This window comes from Rhodococcus sp. FW305-130, from assembly GCF_058788335.1.
This window is the reverse complement of record NZ_JBYTAP010000002.1, coordinates 380090-404600: the sequence shown is the minus strand read 5'-3', so window position 1 is coordinate 404600 and position 24511 is coordinate 380090. Positions and strand designations below refer to the sequence as shown.

Below are 24511 nucleotides of genomic sequence, written 5' to 3'. Positions count from 1 at the left end.
TTTGTGAATCGTGAAGCACTCGTCGGTGACGTCCTCGACGCCATGGACGCCAACTTGGTTTCCCATGCCTGCCACCTGCATGAACACTTGCCGACTGCATCGGTCACGGTCACTGCGGACGTTGTCGTCGCAGACAGCGGCCTCGCCGACGACACTTTCAACATCATCGCTGGTGCTCGCTTCGCCGTACCTGCCGACGGGCCCGAAGATCGGCGACTGATCGACATCCTCGCCTCGATTCGGGCAACCGGACATCCGTTCTCCTGGTGGACCGGACCCCGCGATAATCCCTCTGACCTCGGGGCTCGCCTGTCCGCCCTCGGCTGCGTGCGCTCCGAGGAAGAACGAGCGATGACGGCGGACCTTGACGTCGTCCCTCATCCGACGCCTGTCCCAGAACTCTCCGTTCATCGGGTGACTACTCGTACCCAGCTCGCCGACTATGCCGCCGTGATGGCCGCCAACTGGTCGCCGCCCTCAGCCGCAGTAATTGGATTCTTCGAAGACACCGCTGATGCCGCCCTCGATGAGCGTTCGCGGAGTTCGTTTGTCGTGGGGTACGCGAACTCCCAGCCTGTCGCCGGAGCCGAGGTCCACTTTGCCGCCGGCGTCGCCGGCCTGTATGGCGTCGTCACACTCGAAACGGCTCGCCGACGCGGATTCGGCTCGGCGGTCACCCTTGCCGCACTCGACATCGCCCGCGAGCGAGGTGCCCGAACAGCAGTACTTCAGGCGTCCAGCGACGGCGCACAGCTCTATCGAAACCTCGGCTTCAAGGATGTCGGCACCTACGCCGAGTACTCGATCGGAAGCAGTTAGACGTCCCCGCGGGGACGCTTTCACCCCGTATCCGTGAAGGTGTCGGCACCCACATCTACCATCGAACGTACATTCGAAATGATGTCGGACTCGAGCCGGGGGGCAACCATGAACGCAGCATTAACCGAGAACGCAGCACTGATCGATGAAGATACGCAGGGTTCCAACCGAGACGACGTGGATCAGCTCGGCTCGGAAATCTGCGCCCTCGCCGGCCAGATCGCCGCGGCCACGGCTCGATTCCTTACCCTCCTGTCGAAATTCGACGAAGACCGCGGATGGACCGGTCCGGGACTTCACTCGTGCGCCCACTGGTTGTCGTGGAAGTGCGGAATGAGCCTGCACACCGGCCGTGAATACGTTCGCGTCGCCAAAGCGCTCCGACCTTTGCCCGAGATGCGGAAGGCCTTCGAGCAAGGCCGCCTGTCCTACTCGAAGGTTCGCGCACTCACCCGGGTCACCACGCCTTCCAACGAAAAGCAGATGGTTCGGTTCGGATGTGAGGCGCCCGCAGCCCAGATCGATCGTCTCGCCGCAGGTCTGCGTAAAGCAACCGACAACGAATCCGGCAAAACCAAAGCGCCCGAACGTCTTCAGGTCCGCTGGCATTGGGACCCGGATTCGGGCGAATTTGTCATCAAAGGACGCCTGCCTGCGCAGGACGGCGCCCGAATCCTCGCAGCGTTAGGTGTGGCGGAACGTGAACGCACCCGAATCGCCGCCATCCGCCCCGTCGACGAGAAGGCCGCAAAGAACCCGGTCGGAAATATCGGGCCAGGTCTCGTCGCGATGGCAGAGCTCGCCACCGCCGCAGTCACGGACCGCACGTCCAAGGCCGCCGCGAACGAAGTTGTGTTCTTCCACGAAGCGAACACCGTCCGAGTGCCGAGCGGACCCGCATTGCCTCAAAATGCCGCGGAGGAAGTGCTCTGCAACGCCAAGCTTCGCCTGGGAACGACCAAGGAAGGATGCGTTCTGAATCTGGGCCGGCGGACTCGCGTCGTCAGCGCCAAACAAATGTTGGCGTTGAACTACCGCGACGGATGCTGCCGCACACCAGGATGCGGACGGACCCGCTTCCTGCACGCACATCACGTGAGATTCTGGGGACGTGGCGGCAATACAGACTTGGACAATCTGATCATGCTTTGCGGTACCTGCCACCGCGCGCTGCACGACGGCCAGTTCACGATCTCTGCACTCGGCGAGCAGAAGTTCGAGTTCCACTACGCCAATGGAGACGTCATCGACCCAGCACCGCCAACAGAGGGGTTCGCCGATGGCCTATTGCGCGGAGACGTACCCGACGACGCGATCGTGCCGGCATGGAGCGGAGAGCCCCTCCACCTCGATCACGCGGTCAGCGTCATCCTCGACGGCTGGGCCGCGTGAGCAAACATTGGTCTAGTCCAATCTGAATCCGTCGTGAACAATCGGACAACCCTCGCATTCAGGTAGTGCAATTGGTCTAGTCCTATCGCAATATCTTTAGCGTGACCAAGAAAATCGCACGCACCTCAGCCGCTATCACACTCCTCCTCGCCGGCGCTGTTGCTGCCGGAACTGCAACTGCTGCAGCAATTCCCGGATCGTCGGACCTCAATCCGTCGGCCGCCGAGAAGACAGTTGTCATCGGCCTCGACGGCACCATGCTCAGCCACATCAAGACCGCCGACGCTCCCCGTCTCCAGAAGCTGATCGCCGAAGGAACCAGCGGAGAATCTTCCATCCTCGGCCACACCACCATCTCCGGACCGTCGTGGTCGACCATCCTGACCGGAGTCTGGGACACCAAGCACGGTGTCAAGGACAACACGTACGCAGGCGCCCGCTTCGACCTCTACCCGAGCGTGTTCACACGGTTGGAAACTGCACAGCCCTCTCTGCTCACCGAGTCGATCTCCACCTGGGGCGGCATCGACAACATCGCATCCAGCGGCACGCCGAAAGCCGACGTTGTCGTCACCACTGCCGATGCAGGTTCCGGAGCGGCCACCGATGCTGCGACCGCTGACGCCGTCGCCCGCGACATCACCGACAAGGGACCTGACCTGATCTTCACCCGACTCGATCAGGTGGACGGCGCGGGGCACAGCGGCGGCACCAACGGCGCTGCGTACGAAGAGTCCATTGCCTCGGTCGACGCTCAGGTGGGCAAGATTGTCGATGCCGTTGATCAACGCGCAGCGAAGACCGGTGAGAAGTGGACGGTTCTGGTCACTGCGGATCACGGCCACAAGCCTGCCGGAGGGCACGGTGGCCAGACGCCGGCGGAAGCAACGACATTCGTCATTGCACGCGGTGCGGGATACGCGGCCGGCAAGACCACCGACGCGTACACGATCGCCGACATCACACCGACCATCCTCCAAAGCCTGGGCGTTGCATTGCCTGCCGATCTGGACGGTAAGCCGCTGGCCAAGGAAGCTCCCGGCTTCGTCGGCTCGGTCGACCTGGGATTCTTCGGCTCCTGATCGTAAAAGGTCGCGGGCGCTCAGCAGAGTGCCGCAGCAAGACAGCAAAAAGGTCGGGCCGGAGAGCGTGTGCTCTCCGGCCCGACCTGTTGTGGAGCTGCCGGGAATTGAACCCGGGTCCTACGTTGAATCGCTAGGGCTTCTCCGTGTGCAGTTCGCTAAGTCTCTACTTGGATCTCCCAGTCTCGCGAACAAGCCAGGATGACGATCCCAGTCACTGTTTGATGTCCCATTCGACTCCGTGACCGAGCCGAACGGTAAAGCCCTCTAGCTGATGCCAGGAACCGGGTCGAGGGCAACCCCGGGCTGACAGACACGCTTCGCTACTTAGGCAGCGAGAGCGTAGTCGCGCTGATTGGAATCGGCGCTTATAGGTTTGCAGCGACGCTTACGGTGGTCTCTTGCCTGCACCGACACGCTTCCCCTAACTCAACACACGCAGTCGAAACCGTTCAGCCCCGTGTGTACCCCGCGTCTTTCGTGGGGCTATTCACTATAACGCGCCGAAGTTCGGAAGTCATACCAATTAATCGGCGGCACTTTCCGTGTCCTTCGCCGCAGCTGATTCCCTGATAGCTGCGGTCTCACGCTCTGCAGCACCGGTGATGTTGGTGATCATCCCCTGGAAGACAACTCCGTGGAAAGGCAGGATCGAGTACCAGTACGCCCGGCCGGCGAGCCCGCGAGGGAAGAAGACCGCACGCTGATCGAGATGCGAACCCACCGGCCGTCCATCCGCACCCGCCGGACCTTCCGACACTCGCAACTCCAACCATGCTCCGCCCGGGACCTTCATCTCGGCGCGCAATCGGAGCAACTTGCCTCGATCGATTTCTTCGACCCGCCAGAAGTCCAGGGCTTCACCGGTGTTGAGTCGACGTGGATCCCGTCTACCCCGGCGCAGTCCGACCCCGCCGACCGCGCGGTCCATCCACCCCCGGATGGCCCACGCCAAAGGGAATGAATACCAACCATTCTCGCCGCCGATCGACTCGACGACCGACCAGAGGGTTTTCGGATCCGCAGCACAGTCACGTTCGCGGTGGTCTACGTAAACTGCCTCCCCTGCCCAGTCCGGGTCGGACGGAAGAGGATCGGACGGCGCTCCCGCGATCGTCGCACCGGACCACGCCGTTTCCACCTCACCGGTCTCGATCTTGCGAAGCGCCAAACGCACAGCTTCCCGGTACGGCGTAAGGCCACCGGCCGGAGGCGGGATGAAGTCGTCGATGTCGTGGTTGTGCATCACCGCGTCGTTCTGCAGTGATTCGATCAGTGGCATCGCCAAGCCCCGTGGGATCGGCGTGACCAATCCCACCCAGTGACCTGCCAGACGCGGGGTGAGGACAGGCAAGACGAGGATGCGTCGGCGTACCAATCCTGCGACGTCGGCGTAGGTGTTCATCATCTCGCCGTACTGCATGACATCTGGCCCACCGATGTCGAAGGCGCGGTTGACCTCCGGCGTTGTCGCCGCGGCTGCGATCAAATAGTGGAGTACGTCACGCACCGCGATCGGCTGAATGTTGTTGTGCACCCACTTGGGTGTGGTCATCACCGGAAGTCGATTGGTCAAGTGGCGCACCATTTCGAAGGACGCCGAACCCGATCCGATCACCACCCCAGCTTGAAATACAACTGTCGGAACCTCGGAGTCGAGGAGGATCCGACCGACTTCGAGCCGAGACTGCAAGTGAGTCGACAACTCTCGGTCGGACGGATGAAGCCCGCCCAGGTACACGATCCGGCGCACCCCCGCATCGCGGGCAGCGGCGGCGACGTTCTCCGCGCTTCGCTTGTCGATATCCGAGAACGACCCTCCACCGCCCATGGCGTGAACGAGGTAGTAGACCACGTCGATATCGTCGAAAACACCTGAGAGGGAGGCACTGTCGGTCAGATCCCCACGCTTGATCTCCACGGAATCATGCCAGGGAACATCGCGTAGTTTCTCCGGGCTGCGCACCACAACTCGAACTCGATGGCCCTCTTCGACCAGGCGAGGGGCAAGACGTCCGCCGATGTATCCGGTCGCACCCGTGATCAACACTCTCACTGCGTCCATCACCCCACGCTACGCACAATTCAACTGCGAAGCGCCAGTGCAACCTCGAGGTCGTCGTTGGTCAACATCATGTTGATCCCCGCTCCAGCCTTCGCCCCGGCGGCTGCGGCCATGATGACCTGGGCACCCGGGTCGACGACGTTGCCCGCAGCGAACACGCCGGGCACGCTCGTCGCCCCCATCATGTCGACTGTGACGAAATCGCCCATCATCGTCTCAGCGCGCTGCGCGCCGAATGCGCGCAAGATCGCATCGTTGGGGTCCATCGTGAGAGCGCCACCGACAAAGACCGCCGAACGCGCGACCACAGTGCCGTCGGCCAACCGCACGCCCACCAACCGATCCACCTCGACGACGGGACCAGCGACCTCACCCTCGACTATCGAAATATCGCGAGCTGCAAGCTTTTCCCGATCTTCGGAACTCAGTTCGGTGATTCGATGGAGGAAGAGAACTACGTCGTCGGACCACTGGCGAACCATGAGGGCCTGGTGCATCGCAAATTCCGCGCTCTTGGCCATCACGCCAAGCGGCTGATCGCGCACGCTGTACCCGTGGCAGTACGGGCAGTGCAACACGTCGCGGCCCCAACGCTCGCCGAAGACTTCGAGTTCGTCCGGCAGGCGGTCCGTCAGACCCGTTGCAACGAGGACCTTGCGCACCTGAATCTTGCTGCCGTCAGCCAGTTCTACCGAGAACTTCTCGCCGTCCCGTGTCACGGAGACAACGGTGCCGTCATGGAACTCGCCGCCGAATTTGCGGACCTCACCTCGGCCGATGGTCAACAGTTCGGCGGGGTTCATGCCGTCGCGGGAGAGGAATCCGTTCATGTGATCGGCGGCCGCGTTCCGTGGTGATCCGTTGTCGAAGACGATCACGGACCTGCGTGCCTGACCAAGGATGAGTGCGGCGTTCAGCCCCGCCGCGCCGGCTCCGATTACTGCTACGTCGAATGAGTTCTGCGTCATGAATCCAGAATGACAAGAGATCGCGTTCTTGACAAACACTGTTGCCACTTTGGCAAAATAGATCCATGACCGAAACATCGTTTGAAGCCGTTCTAGCCGGCATCGGCCCTCGCCTACGTGCGTTGCGCCAGCAGTCCGACATGACCCTTGCCGACCTGTCGGAGACCACCGACATCAGCGTCAGCACACTCTCGAGACTCGAATCCGGTACTCGGCGAGCCAACTTGGAGTTGCTGCTGCCGATCGCCAAGGCACACGGCGTCCCGTTGGACGACCTGGTGAACAGCAAGATCAAGGACCCCCGCGTTCGAGAAGAACCGCGAACGGTCGGATGCATGACGGTCATTCCGCTGACCAGTCAGCCCGGCAACCTCCAGGCCTACAAGATGATCATCTCCCCCACCGACGACGATCGCGAACCGGGATCCCACGAGGGCTACGAGTGGGTCTACGTTCTGTCCGGGCGCATCCGACTCCAACTCGGCGACCGAGATTTCATCATGGGGGCAGGTGAGGCCGCCGAGTTCGACACCCACATTCCGCACCGCATCAGCGCTGCCGACGGCCGACCTGCGGAGGCGATCAGTCTCTTCGGGAAACAGGGCGAGCGTGTTCACCTACGCGCAGCGCCGGCCGACAGACGCGGCTGAAACACTAGGACTGAAAACGCTGGAACTCGAAAGAATCTAGGCGCCCGCGACGGCAATCATGCCGACCGCCGCCAGCGCCAACAGCATTCCCGCTTGTTGCACGCGGCTTACCCGCTCGCCCAGCATCACCATGGCGAGCAGAACCGTCGCAGCCGGATACAGCGAACCGATCACGCTGACCAGTGAGAGCATTCCGCCTTGGAAGGCGTAGATCATCGTCCCGTTCGCGACGACGTCGAGGACGCTGACGTACACCGCGAGCTTGAGTGGCTCGCCTCGTGGGAGAACGAAGTGACCGGCCGCCAGCGCGACCAACCACACCACGACGGTCGCGGCGCCTCGAGATACGGCCAACGCCCACAGCCCGCTGCCCTCGCCGATCTGGTGAAGTGCGATGAACGAGAGAGCAAAGGCGCCACCGCTTCCGACGGTCAGAAGAGCCACTTGCCTGGTGAAGCGGAGAGTGATTCCGCCGGCAACCTCACCCGCGGTGTCGTCAGGTGACTCGCGGCTGACCAGGACGACGGCGACCAGCGCGACGGCAATACCCAGGTACGCGATCAACCCCGGCCGCTCACCGAAAGCGAAGCCGACGAGCACCGGAATACCCGCCACCAGAACAGCTGTCAGCGGCGAGACCACCGACATGGGGCCAGTTGCCAGCGCGAGATAGAACCACCACACCGCCAGACCACTCGTGACGCCCGCGATCGCGCCCCAGATCAAACCGTTCAGCGTCAGCGTCCCGGATACGAAAGGTGCTGCGATCAGAACGATGACGAGCGAGAGCGGATACGAGACGATCACCACACGCAGTGCGGCAACTCGTCGTGATGCAACTCCCCCGACGAAGTCGCTGACTCCGTAGGCAACTGCCGCCACGAGGGCAAGCAGGATGGAGGTCAGCGCATGCCCTTGATACGACGACCGAGCTCGCGGGTCACCTCGCGCTCGGCGGTCCGCTTGGCCATGTCCTGGCGCTTGTCGTAGTCCTGCTTACCCTTTGCCAGCGCGAGTTCGACCTTGACCTTGCCGTCGTTGAAGTACATCGACAGCGGAACCAGTGTCTGGTTTCCCTCGCGGGTCTTGCCGACGAGGTGCTCGATCTCACGCTTGTGCAGCAGGAGCTTTCGGGTGCGGCGCGGTGAGTGGTTGTTCCACGTGCCTTGCGTGTACTCCGGAATGTGCAACGAGCGCAACCACACTTCGCCGTTGTCCACGGTGGCGAACGCATCGACGAGCGACGCCTTGCCTTCACGCAGACTCTTGACCTCGGTCCCGACTAGCGCGATACCGGCCTCGTAGGTGTCGATGATCGTGTAGTTGTGGCGTGCTTTGCGATTGGTCGCAATGACCTTGCGGCCCTTTTCCTTCACTGTCCGGGCCTCTCAGTCCGCTGTCTTGCTGTCGAATGGTTCTTGCTGTTCCAGCATAGAAGCTCGTGCAAACCGATTATTCGCGGACGTACAGACGCAGTGTCACGTACGCCGTCACCGCGGCCATTCCGACGCCGGCAAGCACGAGGATCGGCGAGACGAACAGCACGTCACTGTTGGAGATCCGCGCCACGATATTGGCTTCGTAGACATCGGACAGGACCCCGTCGATGAAGACGTTCTTCGCCGTGAACAGTCCGGCAATGGCGAGCACCGCACCGATCAAGGCCGCCACGACGGCTTCGAGGAGGAACGGAAGCTGGGTGTACCACCGCGTCGCGCCGACCAACCGCATGATGTTGACCTCGGTACGACGCGTGAACGCGGCGATCTGGACCATGTTGGCGATCAGCAGGATGGCCGCGATCGCCTGGACGATCGCGATCGCGAACGCTGCGTTGCGCACTCCACCGAGCACGCTGAACAGTCGGTCCACCAACTCGCGCTGATTGAGCACACTCTCGACGCCGGGCCTCGAACCGAAGGTGTCGTTGATGACGCCGAACCGCTCCGGGTCACTGAGCTTGACCTTGAACGACGCCGGGAAGCTGTCCGGGCTCACCAGCGCTGCCAGCTCGGGCTGGTCCTTGAACACGCGCTCGGTGGCGTCCTTCACGGCGTCTTCGCGGTTGAGGTACTGAACCGCGACGACGGACGGAGTCTGCTCGAGTTCCTTGCGCAACGAACTGCAGATCTCCTGCTCGCAACCGGGATCAGCCGAAGAGATGTCGTCGGTCAGGAAGATCTGCACCTCGACGCGTTCGAGGAAGATCTGCTGGGTCTTGCCTGCCATCTGCACGACCAGCAGACCACCGCCGAAGAGACCGAGGGAGATTGCCGTCGTCAAGATCATGGCGATGGTCATCGTGATGTTGCGGCGTAGGCCGGTCAGGACTTCGCTGAAAATAAAGCTGGCGCGCATCGGGGAATCCGATTCCTTTTCGAGAGGCCGGTTGTTTCACGACAACCGGTGGGCGTACGGGACGTGTGGTCGTAGTCGGCGCTACCTGCCGACGCCGTACACACCCCGCGCTTCGTCTCTGGTCACCTTGCCGAGATCGAGTTCGATGACGCGTCGACGCATGGAGTCGACGATGTGGTGATCGTGGGTCGCCATCACGACGGTGGTGCCTGTGCGGTTGATCCGCTCGAGCAGCAGCATGATGTCCTGGCTCGTTTCGGGGTCCAGGTTGCCGGTGGGCTCGTCGGCGAGCAGCACGAGCGGGCGGTTCACGAATGCGCGGGCGATGGCGACGCGCTGCTGCTCACCGCCGGAGAGTTCGGTGGGCAGTCGATCGGCTTTGCCGGCCAGACCGACCATGTCGAGGACCTCGGGCACAGTGCGCGCGATGACGTTGCGGGGCTTGCCGATGACTTCCAACGCAAAGGCGACGTTCTCGGACACCGTCTTCTGCTGAAGCAAGCGGAAGTCCTGGAAAACACAGCCCATGCTCTGGCGAAGCTTCGGCACGCGGCGGGCCGCCAACTTGTTGACGTGGAAATCCGCGACCTCGATGTCACCGGACGTGGGCGACTCCATCTTGAGCAGCAACCGCATGAACGTCGACTTGCCGGAGCCGGAGGGGCCGATGAGGAAGACGAACTCCCCCTTCTCCACCTCCACGCTGACTTTGTCGAGCGCCGGCCTGGTGGAGGCCTTGTAGGACTTCGACACATTCTTCATGCTGATCACAACTAGCCAGTCTAGCCGTTATCTAACGGTGACCTTGGCGCCACGCGCGAGCACCCTCGTCCTTATCCGGTACCGGTGGTCGCAGGTGACTGTGGCACCGACGTCGGTGCCTGCATTGCCGCACCAGGTTGCGGGACGGTCGTCGTCGCAGGAGTCGTCGGCACCGTGGTCGCGGACTGTTCGGCGTTTCCCGGAGCAGGCGCAGGACCAGAAGTCGGCGTCGGAGAACCGGAGCTGCCCGTACTCGATTCCGAGGACGGAGCCTCGGAGGTGGTCGTCTGCTCGGTCGAGGACGGCACGGGGGTCGTCGTCGAAGGTTTGACCGATGGAGCGATGTACGGCTCGGTGACGGACGTGTCGACGCTGGGCGGCGGAGTTGCTGCCGTTTCCTCCGGATTGAGGTACGTGTGCAGCAGATACGTGAGGATCCAGGCGACCACGAGAATGAACGTCGAGGTGCGCATCCGGCCACCGAAGATCCGTGACGGAAGCCAGTCCAGGTGAATCAGGCGGTCGAGTCCGCGGCGCGGTTCCTGATCGGTCATTCGCTCGCCTCCTCGGTCCGTGCGGTGTGCAGATCCGGTGACACCGTGATCCCCTGACGTCGCAGTGCTGCGGCGACGCGGACACGAAGTGCTCGCCCGACCTGGAATTGTTTGCCAGGCAGCGTGCGCGCAACCATCCGCACGTTGACCTGATCGACCTCGAGGCTTTCGACGCCCATGACAGTGGGCTCGTCGAGCAGCAGTTTCTTGAGTCCACGGTCAGCCATCGCGTCGACTCCGACCTGACGAAGTACCTCGTTGACCCGGGTGAGGTCGGCAGTCGCCGGAACCGGAACGTCGATGACGGCGCGTGCCCAGTCCTTGGACAGGTTGGTCGCTTTCACGATCTGGCCGTTGGGAACGGTGATGACCTCGCCGTCGGAGTTTCGCATCCGCGTCACGCGCAGGGTCACGTCCTCGATGACACCTTCGGCGTCGTCGGAGGAGCCGGTGATCGCAAGTCGCACGGTGTCACCGAAGCCGTACTGGCGTTCGGTGATGATGAAGAAACCGGCAAGAATGTCCTGCACGACGCGCTGTGCACCGAAACCGAGCGCCGCACCGAGAACAGTTGCCGGCGCCACGAGACTGCCGATCGGCAAATTCAGTTGGTCGAGAACCTTCAGCGTCGCGATCACGTAGATGAACGTGATGACCACCCAGGTGATGACCTGCGCGACCGAGTGGCGATGCTTGGTCGCCTCGGAGCGAACCAGCGCATCGCCCAACTGATAGTTGGAGTCGATCTGGTCGGTGACCTTGTTGCCGCCCCAACTGACCAACCGGGCGAGAATCATCGCGCCGAGCACGGTCATGAGGACGGACAAACCGGTGGTTTGAAGCCAATCGAGCAGGTTCTGCCCAGGTCGAAGTAAAGTCATCGTGCCTTTCGGTATCCGAACGCTATGCGGACTGGTTCTCGCTCATGCGCCAGCGGATGCCGGCCTCGAGGAACCCGTCGATGTCGCCGTCGAGCACTGCCGACGGGTTGTTGACCTCGTACTCGGTACGCAGGTCCTTGACCATCTGGTACGGATGCAGAACGTAGGAACGCATCTGGTTGCCCCACGAGCTGCCGCTGTCGCCCTTGAGCGCATCCATCTCGGCGCGCTCTTCCTGACGCTTGACCGCGAGCAGCTTGGCCTGCAGGACGCGCATCGCCGACACCTTGTTCTGGAGCTGCGACTTCTCGTTCTGACAGGTGACGACGATTCCCGTCGGGATGTGTGTGAGTCGAACGGCGGAGTCAGTGGTGTTCACGGACTGGCCACCCGGACCGGACGAGCGGTAGACGTCGACGCGGATGTCGTTCTCGTTGATCTCGATGTGGTCGGTCGTCTCGACGACCGGCAGGACCTCGACCTCGGCGAACGACGTCTGGCGACGCCCCTGGTTGTCGAACGGGCTGATTCGGACGAGCCGGTGGGTGCCCATCTCGACGGACAGCGTTCCGTAGGTGTACGGGCCCTTGATCGCGAACGTCGCGCTCTTGAGTCCGGCTTCTTCGGCGTACGACGTGTCGTAGACCTCGACGCCGTAGTCGTGCTTCTCCGCCCAGCGGATGTACATACGCATGAGCATCTCGGCCCAGTCTGCGGCGTCGATACCGCCGGCGCCGGAGCGGATGTTGATGAGTGCGTCGCGCTCGTCGTACTCGCCCGACAGCATGGTCTTGACTTCCATCGCCGCGATGTCGTCACGCAGGCTCGCTCGCTCGGCGTCGGCATCGGCCACCGCGTCGGGGCCTTCGTCTTCTGCCAGTTCGTAGAGGATCGGCATCTCGTCGAGCCGCTCGCGCAGTGCAACGATGCGGCGAAGCTCCGCCTGGGCGTGGGAGAGCTGGCTGGTGACCTGCTGGGCGTGTTCCTGGTCGTTCCACAGACCGGGGTCGGCCGCCTGGTGCTCGAGCTCGTCGATGCGTCGGCGCAGCTCCTCGACGTCCACAACCGATTCGCAGGTGCGAAGGGTGGTGTCGAGGGCGTTCAGGTCTGCAATTACGTCGGGATGCACGGTTCTCAAGGCTACCGGGTGCCGACCTGGGCTCTGCTGTGCGTCACCCTGTCCGCTCCCCCGTGCGTCACCTATTGGGATCACCGCGACTGGAAGCCTTGCCAACCAGGGTCCGAGGGAACCTACTGGAGTGATGACTGTCACCGACGAATACCTGCAGAACAACGCCGCCTATGCCGAGCAGTTCACCGGTCCGCTCCCCCTCCCACCCAGCAAGCACGTTGCCGTTCTCGCCTGCATGGACGCCCGCATCGACGTCTATCGGGTGCTGGGGATCCAGGAAGGTGAATCGCACGTCATCCGCAATGCGGGTGGAGTCGTCACCGACGACGAGATCCGATCCCTCGCCATCAGCCAGCGTCTGCTGGGAACTACCGAGATCATCCTCATCCACCACACCGACTGCGGAATGCTGACGTTCACCGACGACGACTTCAAGCGATCCATCCAGGACGAGATCGGCATCAAACCAAACTGGGCTGCCGAATCGTTCCCCGACATCGACGAGGACGTCCGTCAGTCGTTGAAGCGCATCGAGAACAGTCCGTTCGTCACCGCGACGACCTCCCTACGCGGATTCGTCTTCGACGTCGCCACCGGAAAGCTGAACGAAGTCCTCCCCGTTTGAGCCGGTAGGTTGTGTACCCGTGACCGATCGCGCATCCGACCTCGCACTAGCCCTCCGTATCGCCGACGAGGCTGACGCGATCACTCGCGCCCGCTTCGGTGCGCTCGATCTTCGAGTCGACGACAAGCCGGACCTCACCCCTGTCTCGGACGCCGACCTCGCTGTCGAGCGTGCAGTGCGCGCGACACTCGGTGAGCACCGACCGGAGGATTCCGTACTGGGCGAAGAATTCGGCGGCGACGCAGTCTTCGAGGGCAGGCAGTGGGTGGTCGACCCCATCGACGGGACCAAGAACTTCGTCCGCAACGTACCGGTGTGGGCCACGCTGATCAGCTTGCTCGAGGACGGCGTCCCCGTTATCGGCGTCGTGAGCGCACCCGCCCTGAATCGGCGATGGTGGGCTGCAACAGGTTTGGGCGCACATACGTCCTTCGGGGACAGTGATGCGCGGGCGATCCAGGTATCCGCCGTCGATCGCAGCGAGTCAGCGAGCCTGAGCTTCTCGAGCCTCTCGGGGTGGAAGGACCGCGGAATTCGCGATCAGTTCGTCGAACTCACCGACCACGTATGGCGCGTGCGCGGTTACGGGGACTTCTTCTCCTACTGCCTAGTGGCCGAAGGCGCCGTCGACATTGCTGCCGAACCCGAGGTTTCCCTGTGGGATCTGGCAGCGCTCGACGTATTGGTCCGTGAGGCCGGCGGCGCGTTCACCGATCTGGACGGCGGCGCAGGTCCGCACGGCGGCAGCGCGGTCGCCACCAACGGACTGCTGCACGAAGACGTTCTAGCCCGCCTGCGGTAACCACCCGGATACCAGAACATCCCACCCGCCGCAAGGGTCCGAGGGAGGAGTTCCGACAGGCCCGTCGGCAGGATTCGGCACGACATCTCGGCCCGTTGACTGGAAGTAGTTGATCACGCACTACTTCCAGGAGAACGATGAACCGGATTTCCAGGCGCACGATTCTGTTCGGTCTGGCCGCAGCGCCCCTCGGGCTCGCGGTGGGCTGCGGCGCCGACCCGGCAGCGAAGAGCGCCACGTTGGCGGAGGCCGGAACTTCGCGTCCGCTACCGATTCCGCCGCTTGCCGAATCCACCGTCGACGACGCAGGTGTTCGCCACTTCACACTTCGTGCCGGTGCCGGGACCACCGAGATCGTCGCGGGAAAACTCACCGACACTTGGGGTTTCAACGGATCCATTCTGGGGCCCACCGTCCGCGCCGAACGCGGAGAATCTGTCGCATTCACGATCGACAACACACTGGCAGAGCCCACGACCGTCCATTGGCACGGCATGCATCTGCCCGCCAGATACGACGGTGGCCCGCACCAGACCATCGAAGCCGGCGGACGCTGGGAACCGGCGTGGACGATCGGTCAGCCGGCGTCGACGCTCTGGTATCACCCACACCCGCACGGATCCACCGAACGGCACGTGCAGCGCGGTCTTGCCGGACTGTTCCTGATCGACGAAGCCGACACCCGGGCGTTGGACATCCCCAAAACCTATGGTGTCGACGATGTTCCGCTGATAATCCAGGATCGTCGATTCCTCGCCGACGGCAGCTTCGACGAATCAGATCCGACCGACATCGGCCTGCTCGGCGACACGATCGTCACCAACGGCATCTCCGACGCCTACCTCGACGTCACCACCGGAGTCGTCCGGTTGCGCATCCTGAACGGCTCTTCCGGCCGTCTCTACAACCTGGGGTTCCCCGACGACCGCACGTTCGATCTGATTGCCACCGACGGCGGACTGCTCGAATCACCGATTGCGATCAAGCGGATTCAGCTCAGCCCCGGCGAACGAGCCGAGATCGTGGTTCGCGTCGACCCCGGTGCGACGACCACACTGGTGTCGTTCCCGATCGAGGACGGCGGTGGCGTGAGTTCCTCCGACGCCGAGAACTTCGGCATGAACGACCGCTTCGACATCATCGAGCTGCGGGGGGTTGCCAGCCGTGCGTCACGGTCGACTCTCCCGGCGCAGTTGGCCGTACTGCCGCGTCTCGATCCGTCGAAGGCAAGCGTTTCCCGAACCTTCGATCTGCAGTGGTACATGATCAACGGGCAACGAATGGACATGAACCGCATCGACTTCGAGGCCGAGGTCGGCGCGATCGAGGTGTGGACGATCACCAACAAGGACAACTGGCCACACAATTTCCATGTCCACGACGTACAGTTCCAGATCCTCGACGTCGACGGTCGCACTCCCCCGCCGCACTTGCGCGGACTCAAGGACACCGTCTACACACCGCCGGGCAGCAGGGTTCGCGTCGCACTGCAGTGGTCCGAGTACACCGATCCCACGTTCCCGTACATGTTCCACTGCCACCTGCTGATGCACGAGGACCAAGGGATGATGGGCCAATTCCTCGTCCTCGAACCGGGACAGAAGGCGGCTCCGATGCAGATGGACATGCCGATGGACATGCCGATGCCCGGTTCGCACTCCGGTCACTGAAAGTTCTGCAAGTAGTACACAGCGAGGCGAACCCGATTGTCGCAACCGGTCTTCGACATCAGGTTCGCCACGTGCGTCTTCACCGTGGTCACACCCAGATGCAGCGTGTCCGCGATCTCCTGATTGCTCTTCCCTTCTGCCACCAGTGCGAGGACCTGCGATTCGCGATCGGTCAGCGGAACCCTCTCTGTCACCGCAGTGTCTGCGACACCACCGATCACCGCGCGATCCACAACGCGGCGGAGAAGTTCCGGAGTGAACACCATCTCGCCCTCGGCGATCCGCCGAATGGCGCCGAGCAGCTCGGCGGGTTCGGTGTCCTTGACGAAGAACCCCGAAGCCCCCGCGGCGAGTGCGGGATACAGATGATCGTCGTCGTCGAAGGTGGTCAACACGAGAATGCGCGCTCGACGACCGGCCTTGACGATCTGCTGCGTGGCACCGATCCCGTCCAGCCCGGGCATTCTCAAGTCCATCAGAATCACGTCGGGGTCCAATTCGGCAGCGAGTGCCACCGCCTCGACGCCGTTCGACGCCTCACCGGCAACGGCCATGTCCTCGGCTGCCGCGCACAGCATCCGCAAACCGGCGCGCACCAGTCGCTGGTCGTCGACGATCAGCACGCTGATCACGAGACACCGCCCGAGACAACCAGTGGAATACTCACGTGCACTTCCCATTTCCCGTCACTGTTCGTGCCGGCGGTCATCTCGCCGCCGACCAACTCCGCGCGCTCCTGCATTCCCACCAGGCCATGACCTGCATTCCGGGGCGATCCCTCGACGTCGTTGACAACCCTGACATGGACCCGGTTGTCATCGCGACCGACCGAGACCGATACCAGCCCCTTTTTGTCGCCATGCTTCATGACGTTGGTCAGTGATTCCTGAATCACCCGCAACAGCGTCAGCCTGCCGATCGCATCGAGATCGGCTGCGCCTGACTCGGCATTCCCCTGCGTGTCGAAGACCGACTGCACCTCGAAACCCGCCGCACGCACACGATCTATCGCCGCCCCGATTTCCGCGTCGACGGCATCCGGCTCGACCAGAGCGACCTCACCGAGCGAAGGATCACGAAGTGCGACCAGAAGCCGACGGATATCGGCCAACGCATCCGACGCCGTCGCACGCACATCCGCGAGGACCTCACGCACGGCCTCATCCTGGGGCGCCAAGACATGTTGAGCCACGCCGATTCTCAGGACGATCGATGCCATGTGGTGTGCAACCAGGTCGTGCAGTTCGCGGGCGAGCGCACTGCGCTCCGCAGCGCGGGTCTGCGCAAGATTGTTCGCGGCCAATTCACGCTGCGAGCGCAGATACAGTCCGAGCAGCAGTGGCAACCCCACGTACGCAAGCACTTTCACAGCCGTGGTGACCGAGAAGAATGCTTCGTGAGATTCGAACCAGATCCCCGCGAGCACCGAACCGCACCATCCTGCTGCCGATACGGCAACCATTTCTCTGCGCTCGGCCCGCATCGTGACGTCGACGACGGCGACAGCCCCGAGATACGGAACAAGTTCGGACAGCCCCCAGGCGTCGGCGACGAACATCGGAACGGCGAGCGCCGAGATGGCCAGGGACGCGAAGACCGGCCATCGACGGCCGGCGACGAAGGCGAGCGCCGACAGCATCGACAGTATCCAGTAGGTGACGGGAACTCGATACTCCCCCGGATACGTGCTGGCGATCAACAGGCACGGGACCACCACCAACGGCGCGTAGCGCATATATCGCTGTATCCGATCTGGCACCTCTGTCCGGCTCACCCCTCGAGCCTATGACGCGCATCATTTCGCGGTTTCTCGACAACAGACCTTACTGATGAGTAAGATAAAAATCGTCCAACGCCCCAACACCGAGAAACAGCTGGTGATCATGACCAAGCAAGACAGTGTTGCCCCCGACAAGAGCGCTCAGCGCAGCGAATCGGGCGCGCAGCGCGGCGGCGCCAAGGGTGCGCCCCGCGACACGTCCGCCGTCGGCCTGAACCCGATCAAACGCGACGCCATGGGCGCAGCCATGCGTGTGCTTACCAAGATCACCGGTTCGGAACTGGCCGAGAAGTTCAATCTGCGTCAGACCATCGATCGCGTGACCTACGAGGGCACCAAGACGGGCTTCAAAACCCTGGGTGCCGCCACTCGAGGATTCCAGAAGGTTTCGGGCAACGGTGCACCCAAGCGCCTGCCCGACAACCCGAGCAAGAACGCCGACTACTTCGATCTCACCCCGGACGACGACCAGAAGATGATCGTCGAGACGGTGCGTGAGTTCGCGGCCGAAATCCTGCGTCCCGCGGCCTACGACGCCGACGGCGCAGCTCAGGCCCCCGCCGATCTCTCCAAGCGCGCGGCCGAGCTCGGTATCACGCTGATCAACGTTCCCGAAGAACTCGACGGAGCAGCCGCCGATCGCGGCGCAGTCACCAATTCTCTTGTTGCCGAGGCACTTGCGCACGGAGACATGGGACTTGCACTTCCGATCCTCGCACCGAGCGGTGTTGCAGTTGCACTGACGCAGTGGGGCACCGACGCGCAGCAGAAGACCTACCTTCCGGCCTTCACCGGCGAGCAGGTCCCCGGCGCAGCAGTGGTGGTCAACGAACCACGCGCACTGTTCGATCCGTTTGCCCTGCAGACCAAGGCAGTGCGCTCCCCCAGCGGCTACAAGCTCAACGGCGTCAAGAGCTTGGTGCCCGCCGCGGCTACGTCCGAACTCTTCGTCATCGCCGCGGAACTCGACGGCAAGCCGTCCTTCTTCATCGTCGAATCCGACACCAAGGGACTCGTCGTCGAAGCAGATCCCAGCATGGGTCTGCGCGCCGCCGGCCTGGGTCGCCTGATCCTCACCGACGTCGCTGTGTCGGAGTCCGCACTGCTCGGCGACGGTGACGCCGAGCAGCGTAAGGCCGAATACGCCGACGCGATTCGCCTGGCTCGCCTCGGTTGGGCGTCCATGGCCGTCGGCACCAGCCAGGCAGTTCTCGACTACGTGATTCCGTACGTCAACGAGCGCGAAGCGTTCGGCGAGCCGATCAGCCACCGCCAGGCGGTTGCCTTCATGGTCGCCAACATCGGCATCGAACTCGACGGACTGCGTCTGGTCACGCTTCGCGGCGCTTCACGCGCCGAGCAAGGCTTGTCCTTCGCTCGCGAATCCGCTCTGGCCCGGAAGCTGGCTTCCGAGAAGGGCATGCAGATCGGCCTCGACGGTGTACAACTCCTCGGTGGACACGGGTTCACCAAGGAACACCCGGTCGAGCGCTGGTACCGCGACCTCCGTGCCATCGGCGTTGCCGAGGGCATCGTCCTCATCTGACGCCGCTGAACTTCCAGGAGAACCACGATGATCAACCTCGAACTTCCCAAGAAGCTCAAAGCATCAGCGAACCAGGCACATCAGGTCGCGGCGCAGATCTTCCGACCCATTTCACGTAAGTACGATCTCGCTGAGCACGAGTACCCCGTCGAGCTCGACACCATGGCCGCCATGGTCGAAGGCCTCTCCGATTCCGGTGGAGACATCGGCGGTGCCAGCGGCGGACGGTCCGACGCGAGCGCCAAGGGTGGCAACGCCAACGGCGGCAACATGTCTGCGCTCCTCAACTCGCTCGAAACATCTTGGGGCGACGTCGGACTCATGCTCTCGATCCCCTACCAGGGGCTCGGCAACGCCGCGATCGCCGCAGTGTCCACCGACGAACAGCTCGAACGTTTCGGCAAGGTGTGGGCCTCGATGGCCATCACCGAACCGAGCTTCGGTTCCGACTCCGCCGCAGTGACCACCACCGCCGTTCTCGACGGCGACGAGTGGGTTCTCAACGGCGAGAAGATCTTCGTCACCGCCGGTGAGCGTTCGACGCACATCGTCGTGTGGGCGTCGGTCGACAAGTCGAAGGGCCGAGCGGCCATCAAGTCGTTCGTCGTTCCGCGTGACGCACCGGGCCTGAGCGTTGCTCGCCTCGAGCACAAGCTGGGCATCAAGGCCTCCGACACCGCAGTACTCCTGCTCCAGGATTGCCGCATTCCCGCGGACAACATCCTCGGCAGCCCGGAGGTCAACGTCGAGCAGGGCTTTGCCGGCGTCATGCAGACGTTCGACAACACCCGGCCCCTCGTTGCAGCCATGGCCGTCGGCGTCGGACGCGCGGCTCTCGAAGAACTGCGCGGCATCCTGACCGAAGCCGGTGTCGAGATCTCCTACGACACACCGGTCTACAACCAGCATGCAGCTGCAGCCGAGTTCATCCGTTTGGAAGCCGACTGGGAGGCCGCGTACCTGCTGTCTCTGCGCGCGGCGTGGATGGCGGACAACAAGAAGCCGAACTCGCTCGAAGCGTCCATGTCGAAGGCGAAAGCCGGCCGCACCGGCACCGACGTGACGCTCAAGGCAGTCGAGTTGGCCGGAACTTACGGCTACTCGCAGCGCCCGTTGCTCGAGAAGTGGGGCCGCGACTCGAAGATTCTCGACATCTTCGAGGGCACCCAGCAGATCCAGCAGCTGATCGTCGCACGCCGCCTGCTCGGAAAGTCGTCCGCCGAACTGAAGTGACGGTCGAACTGAAGTGACGGTCGAATTGAAGTGACGGTCGCACAGACCCGATCCCGAAACCCTCCGCCCCGCCACCTTTCGAGGTGGCGGGGCGGACTGCTCGGTCGCCATCGTGAAACTTCACCACCGAAACCTGATTGCCCATTAGTGTGTAATCAGTCCTACAACGACGCTCGGAAGAGGTTCACGTATGCCCGGATTGGTCACCAAGGTCACTGACACCATCGGCGCGGCGGGGGTCATGTTCCGAGCCGGACTCGTCCCGTTCCCTCGCCTTGATCGCGGGCTCAAATCCATTGCAGCCGTGGACAAGTACGGACCCTTTGCCGGGCCGGTCCATGCACACGCCGAGAACGGCTACGACGCGGTGGCGATCATCGACGAGCGCGGACCCATCACCTATGCCGAGCTAGAGCGTCAGAGCAACGCGTTGGTCCGGGCGTGGCAGGCCGACGGCATCACGTCCGACTCCGTCATGGGTGCGATGTGCCGTAACCATCGAGGCTTGGTCCTGACCATGCTGGCGGCAGCGAAGAACGGAACAAAGCTCGTTCTCATGAACACGGGCTTCGCACGGCCCCAACTCGTGGACGTCGCCGCGCGTGAGAAGGTGGTCGCCTTCGTCTACGACGACGAGTTCGCTGACATCGCCGATGCCTTGCCGGACGACGTCGTCGTCTATCGTTCCTGGCCAGAGGGCACGGCCGCGGACGGTTCCACGGCAGCTACTCTCGACGAGGCCATCGCCGGACGCACCACGTCGTCGGTGCCGGCACCCGAGAAGAACGGTGGCTTCGTCCTCCTCACCAGCGGCACAACGGGAACTCCCAAGGGTGCGCCGCGTGGCCACACCTCCCCTCTCGCGTCGGCGCAGTTCCTCGACCGCGTGCCGTTGCGCCGCGGACAGACCATGATGATGGCGGCCCCCGCCTTCCACGGAACCGGCGTCTCGCAGTTCGCTCTCGCGTTGGCGCTCGGCCAGTCCGTCGTCATGCATCGAAAGTTCGACCCGGAGAACACGATCAAACTTGTCGCACAATACAAGTGCGACAGTCTGGTCGTGGTCCCGACGATGCTCACTCGCATCATCGACCTCGGTCCCGACGTGCTGTCCAAGTACGACACGTCGAACCTGAAGATCATCTTCTCGGCAGGTTCGTCACTCTCACCCGACCTGTGCAAACGAGTCACGGCCTCGTTCGGCTACGTCCTCTACAACCTGTACGGATCCACCGAGGTCGCGGTGGCAACAGTCGCGACTCCCGAGGATCTGACCATTGCGCCGGGAACCGCGGGCCGCGCGCCGGTAACCTGTCACGTCGAACTGTTCGACGAGAACAACAAGAAGATCACCACCCCACACACGATCGGCAGAATCTTCGTCGCCAGCGGGCTGAGCTTCGAGGGATACACCGACGGGCGTGACAAGGAACGTATCGACGGACTTCTCTCGACCGGCGACGTCGGACACTTCGACGCCAACGGCCTCCTCTTCGTCGACGGCCGCGACGACGACATGATCGTCTCCGGTGGCGAGAACGTCTACCCGCTCGAAGTCGAGAACCTGCTCGCCGATCGAGAGGACGTCTTGGAAGCGGCAGTCATCGGAGTCGAGGACGCCGACTTCGGGCACCGCCTGCGAGCGTTTGTCGTCGTCGCCCACGGCGCCGACCAGAACTCCGACGAGCTGAAGGATCACGTCCGGTCGAATCTCGCGCGCTACAAGGTTCCCCGCGAGATCGTCTTCATCGACGAACTTCCCCGCAACGCCACCGGAAAGCTGTTGCGCCGCGTCCTGATCGAGATGGAGATCAGCGAAGACTGAGCACAGTCACAAAGCGCTGAGCGTCCGGATCAAATCCGCCTCGTCGACGCGAGTGGAGTGCCCCTCGCGGAGCACGACCTCGCCCGCAACCAACACCGTGTCCACGATCTGACGACTGCCCGTCGTGAGAATGGACGCGCCCGGATCTCGCACCGGGAGGCAACCGAAGTCGCGTTCGAACCGAATCATGGTGAGGTCGGCGGGATCGCCCACGGAGATCCCGCCAGACCTGGCCGGCAGACCGAGTGCTGCGTTCGCACCGCCGGATGCGATGTCGATCATGGCTTCGAAGCCGAACAGGTCGGCGCAGCCACGCGCGGCTCGCTGCACGTAGGCGCCGGTGCGCAGAGTCTCGAGCATGTCCTGAGTATCGTTGCTGGCTGCGCCGTCCACACCCAACCCCACCGCGATCCCCGCGTCGAGGAAACTCGGGACGGGCGCGATTCCGCTACCGAGGCGCATGTTGCTGACGGGGTTGTACGACACTCCGACGCCGCGCTCCGCCAGCACCTTCTGACCACGGTCGTCGAGTTCGACGCAGTGGACCGCCAGCACCCGGTCCCACAAGAACCCATGGGAATCCAGGTAGTCGACCGCGTTCATGCCCGCGTGTTCGGTACACATCGTGTTGTCGGTCTGCGTCTCGAGCAGGTGAATCGAGACCGTCAGGTCGCGAGCCCGCGCGAACTCACGCACTTCCGACATCCCGTCCGGGGTCAGCGAACGCGGGTTCGGTACCGCGACTGCCACGTCAATGCGGGAACCGGCGACGTCGCGCATCATCTGATCCGTATGTGCGAGAACATCTCCGAGTGGTTGCATGAGCCGCGGATCGAAGCCCCACTTCCTCGTCTTGTCCGCCCGGTCTGCGGTTCCGCGTCCCAGCACCGCACGAATCCCGGTGTCGTGCAACGCCCGGATCACAGCGTCGTGAACCTCGCTGGACGGGTGCGGCCACATGTGTTCGACCAGGGTCGTCGTACCGCTGCGCAATGCCTCCAGCGAGGCTGCGACAGTGGCCGTGTATGCGCGCTCCGGCGTGATCTGAACCGACTCTTCTGCGACCGCGAGTAGCCATTCGAGAAGCGGTGTCCCTTCGGCGATCCCACGCATCAGTGACTGCTGAAGGTGCGTATGGGTGTTGACGAACCCAGGGATCAGATACGCCCCCGATCCGTCCACACTTCCAGGTGTGGCGGTGCCGGTCGACTTCTCGATCGATTCGACCACCCCATTCGAGACGACGACGTCGCGGCCGGTCAGCCATTGCCCGCCGCTGTACAACGTCACGTCCCGGATGATCGCGTCGGTCATGTTCTTGGGCGCGGTAGTCATCGCCAGTTCTCCTGAAAGTGTGTGACGGAACGGATACGGATCAACGCGCGAAGTTCGCGCGTACTCGCTGGTCGATGTAGTCCTCGGCAGTGATCGGCGGGTATTTGCCCGCCGGCCCCTCGATGGTCACGTCGCGGTTCGCCTGAGCGAAGAACGCGAGGCTGTAGCGGGCTCCCCGATAGTCGGTGACTCCGGGACTCTTGACCCGGTGGAAGTTCGACGGCAGGACATCATCACTCCATCTCATCAGCATGTCGCCGATGTTGCAGGTGATCGCTTCCTCGGCCGGCACCACCGACGTCCATTCCTGGGTGTCCATCTCCTTGCCCGGGCACAGTTGCAACCCGCCCTGACCGTCACGCTGGAAAAGCAATGTCAGGCAATCGAAATCGGTGTGCGCTCCGGCACGCCACATCCCTTCGACATCTGCGTCGGCGGCAAGGGGGAAGTAGTGGAGTAGTCGCAGTGTGCTCTGGTAGGTGGCCACCGACGGGTCATGTGCCCTGGTGAAGAAGTCTCGTTCGAATCCCAGCTTCTCGGCGAAGCACGACAACAGGTCCATCGCAATGCCCCAGCACTTGGCTTCGAAGTCCAGGATCGTTTCGCGGAATCCACCCAATTCGTCTGCAGTGGGCCACAGATCACCCATATGCGGGCGGGTCACCTGGTAGGACTCTTTCTGATCAGGTGTTCCGATGGACGGACGCACCTGCGTCATGCTCTCCCAGCCGGAGTTGAAACCCTTCTTGAGCGGGTACTGCGCTTTCACCTCGGTGGGCAGTGCAAAGAATCGCTCGGCCGCCGCGAAAGCCTCGCGGACCTGGTCCAGATCGATTCCGTGATTGACGATTTGGAAGAATCCGATGTCGGTCGCTGCCGACCACAACTCCTCGGCGATCTCGCTGCGCCGGTTTTCGAAATCCGAGAGATCGATTCTTCGGACCTCGCGGTCGGTGGTCTCCGTGCCCAGGCCACCCATGCGGGTCTCGCGGTTGAGTTCTGTCATGTCGTACGTCATTTGCTGTGAGCTCC

Annotated in this window: 23 protein-coding genes and 1 other RNA gene; 10 read left to right on the top strand and 14 right to left on the bottom strand. The window is 63.1% G+C overall.

Going from position 1 to position 24511, the window contains the following annotated elements; all coding sequences use genetic code 11:
• Positions 1-3: 3 nt before the first annotated feature.
• From AC3WQS_RS08020 to AC3WQS_RS08010, 3 genes are all read left to right on the top strand, one after another.
• A complete protein-coding gene (locus AC3WQS_RS08020) occupies positions 4-819 on the top strand; it encodes a GNAT family N-acetyltransferase (protein ID WP_220463453.1) in 816 nt (271 codons plus the stop codon).
• Positions 820-927: 108 nt separating this feature from the next.
• Positions 928-2211: an HNH endonuclease signature motif containing protein gene (locus tag AC3WQS_RS08015; RefSeq protein ID WP_256063505.1), complete on the top strand. Its 1284-nt coding sequence runs from the start codon at positions 928-930 to the stop codon at positions 2209-2211.
• Positions 2212-2312: 101 nt separating this feature from the next.
• On the top strand, positions 2313-3293 hold the full coding sequence (locus tag AC3WQS_RS08010) for an alkaline phosphatase family protein (protein ID WP_492712698.1): 981 nt from the start codon (positions 2313-2315) through the stop codon (positions 3291-3293).
• 89 nt (positions 3294-3382) lie between these two features.
• On the opposite strand, the gene ssrA is transcribed toward AC3WQS_RS08010, so the two are convergent.
• The 3 genes from ssrA to AC3WQS_RS07995 form a co-directional block, all read right to left on the bottom strand.
• Positions 3383-3753: a transfer-messenger RNA gene (gene ssrA / locus AC3WQS_RS08005) on the bottom strand.
• Positions 3754-3819: 66 nt separating this feature from the next.
• Entirely contained in the window at positions 3820-5358 is a 1539-nt protein-coding gene (locus AC3WQS_RS08000) for an SDR family oxidoreductase (protein WP_020969261.1), read from the bottom strand.
• Between the two features lie 20 nt (positions 5359-5378).
• A complete protein-coding gene (locus AC3WQS_RS07995) occupies positions 5379-6326 on the bottom strand; it encodes an NAD(P)/FAD-dependent oxidoreductase (RefSeq protein ID WP_492712697.1) in 948 nt (315 codons plus the stop codon).
• Positions 6327-6391: 65 nt separating this feature from the next.
• Here AC3WQS_RS07995 and AC3WQS_RS07990 point away from each other — a divergent pair, with 65 nt between their 5' ends.
• Entirely contained in the window at positions 6392-6976 is a 585-nt protein-coding gene (locus AC3WQS_RS07990; protein ID WP_007731290.1) for a helix-turn-helix domain-containing protein, read from the top strand.
• A gap of 36 nt (positions 6977-7012) precedes the next feature.
• Here AC3WQS_RS07990 and AC3WQS_RS07985 read toward each other — a convergent pair whose 3' ends face one another.
• The 7 genes from AC3WQS_RS07985 to prfB form a co-directional block, all read right to left on the bottom strand.
• Entirely contained in the window at positions 7013-7882 is an 870-nt protein-coding gene (locus AC3WQS_RS07985) for an EamA family transporter (protein WP_483407283.1), read from the bottom strand.
• Positions 7879-8352, bottom strand: coding sequence for an SsrA-binding protein SmpB (gene smpB / locus AC3WQS_RS07980; protein WP_003942330.1), 474 nt, complete (start codon positions 8350-8352; stop codon positions 7879-7881). The genes AC3WQS_RS07985 and smpB overlap by 4 nt, the downstream gene beginning before the upstream one ends.
• Positions 8353-8428: 76 nt before the next feature.
• Complete coding sequence (gene ftsX, locus AC3WQS_RS07975; RefSeq protein WP_003942367.1) at positions 8429-9334, bottom strand: permease-like cell division protein FtsX; 906 nt, start codon at positions 9332-9334, stop codon at positions 8429-8431.
• Between the two features lie 81 nt (positions 9335-9415).
• On the bottom strand, positions 9416-10096 hold the full coding sequence (gene ftsE / locus AC3WQS_RS07970) for a cell division ATP-binding protein FtsE (RefSeq protein WP_020969258.1): 681 nt from the start codon (positions 10094-10096) through the stop codon (positions 9416-9418).
• 71 nt (positions 10097-10167) lie between these two features.
• Positions 10168-10650, bottom strand: coding sequence for an Rv3103c transmembrane domain-containing protein (locus tag AC3WQS_RS07965; RefSeq protein ID WP_046378360.1), 483 nt, complete (start codon positions 10648-10650; stop codon positions 10168-10170).
• Entirely contained in the window at positions 10647-11531 is an 885-nt protein-coding gene (locus AC3WQS_RS07960; protein WP_019747849.1) for a mechanosensitive ion channel family protein, read from the bottom strand. Before AC3WQS_RS07960 ends, AC3WQS_RS07965 begins: the two co-directional genes overlap by 4 nt.
• A 22-nt stretch (positions 11532-11553) precedes the next feature.
• Complete coding sequence (prfB, locus tag AC3WQS_RS07955) at positions 11554-12660, bottom strand: peptide chain release factor 2 (protein ID WP_003942364.1); 1107 nt, start codon at positions 12658-12660, stop codon at positions 11554-11556.
• 133 nt (positions 12661-12793) lie between these two features.
• Between prfB and AC3WQS_RS07950 the strand changes: the two genes are divergently transcribed.
• The 3 genes from AC3WQS_RS07950 to AC3WQS_RS07940 all read left to right on the top strand — a co-directional run bounded on the left by AC3WQS_RS07950 (position 12794) and on the right by AC3WQS_RS07940 (position 15760).
• On the top strand, positions 12794-13288 hold the full coding sequence (locus AC3WQS_RS07950; RefSeq protein ID WP_019747848.1) for a beta-class carbonic anhydrase: 495 nt from the start codon (positions 12794-12796) through the stop codon (positions 13286-13288).
• Positions 13289-13307: 19 nt separating this feature from the next.
• Positions 13308-14090 carry a histidinol-phosphatase gene (gene hisN / locus AC3WQS_RS07945; RefSeq protein ID WP_019747847.1) on the top strand — a complete coding sequence of 261 codons (783 nt, stop codon included), beginning with the start codon at positions 13308-13310 and terminating at the stop codon, positions 14088-14090.
• Positions 14091-14227: 137 nt separating this feature from the next.
• Positions 14228-15760 (top strand): multicopper oxidase family protein, encoded by a 1533-nt coding sequence (locus tag AC3WQS_RS07940; protein ID WP_492712696.1) that lies wholly within the window; start codon positions 14228-14230, stop codon positions 15758-15760.
• On the opposite strand, the gene AC3WQS_RS07935 is transcribed toward AC3WQS_RS07940, so the two are convergent.
• Both AC3WQS_RS07935 and AC3WQS_RS07930 read right to left on the bottom strand, forming a co-directional pair.
• Positions 15754-16392: a response regulator gene (locus AC3WQS_RS07935; RefSeq protein WP_046378358.1), complete on the bottom strand. Its 639-nt coding sequence runs from the start codon at positions 16390-16392 to the stop codon at positions 15754-15756. The genes AC3WQS_RS07940 and AC3WQS_RS07935 overlap by 7 nt on opposite strands.
• Positions 16389-17495 carry a sensor histidine kinase gene (locus tag AC3WQS_RS07930; protein ID WP_046378357.1) on the bottom strand — a complete coding sequence of 369 codons (1107 nt, stop codon included), beginning with the start codon at positions 17493-17495 and terminating at the stop codon, positions 16389-16391. Before AC3WQS_RS07930 ends, AC3WQS_RS07935 begins: the two co-directional genes overlap by 4 nt.
• A 142-nt stretch (positions 17496-17637) precedes the next feature.
• Between AC3WQS_RS07930 and AC3WQS_RS07925 the strand changes: the two genes are divergently transcribed.
• The 3 genes from AC3WQS_RS07925 (at position 17638) to AC3WQS_RS07915 (ending at position 22144) form a co-directional block, all read left to right on the top strand.
• Entirely contained in the window at positions 17638-19086 is a 1449-nt protein-coding gene (locus tag AC3WQS_RS07925) for an acyl-CoA dehydrogenase family protein (protein WP_029255064.1), read from the top strand.
• 27 nt (positions 19087-19113) lie between these two features.
• On the top strand, positions 19114-20319 hold the full coding sequence (locus tag AC3WQS_RS07920) for an acyl-CoA dehydrogenase family protein (protein WP_003942363.1): 1206 nt from the start codon (positions 19114-19116) through the stop codon (positions 20317-20319).
• A 190-nt stretch (positions 20320-20509) separates the two neighbouring features.
• Positions 20510-22144: an acyl-CoA synthetase gene (locus tag AC3WQS_RS07915; protein ID WP_492712695.1), complete on the top strand. Its 1635-nt coding sequence runs from the start codon at positions 20510-20512 to the stop codon at positions 22142-22144.
• Positions 22145-22150: 6 nt separating this feature from the next.
• On the opposite strand, the gene AC3WQS_RS07910 is transcribed toward AC3WQS_RS07915, so the two are convergent.
• Both AC3WQS_RS07910 and AC3WQS_RS07905 read right to left on the bottom strand, forming a co-directional pair.
• On the bottom strand, positions 22151-23479 hold the full coding sequence (locus AC3WQS_RS07910) for an amidohydrolase family protein (RefSeq protein WP_492712694.1): 1329 nt from the start codon (positions 23477-23479) through the stop codon (positions 22151-22153).
• Positions 23480-23519: 40 nt separating this feature from the next.
• Positions 23520-24497 carry an isopenicillin N synthase family dioxygenase gene (locus AC3WQS_RS07905; RefSeq protein ID WP_020907141.1) on the bottom strand — a complete coding sequence of 326 codons (978 nt, stop codon included), beginning with the start codon at positions 24495-24497 and terminating at the stop codon, positions 23520-23522.
• Positions 24498-24511: the final 14 nt, after the last annotated feature.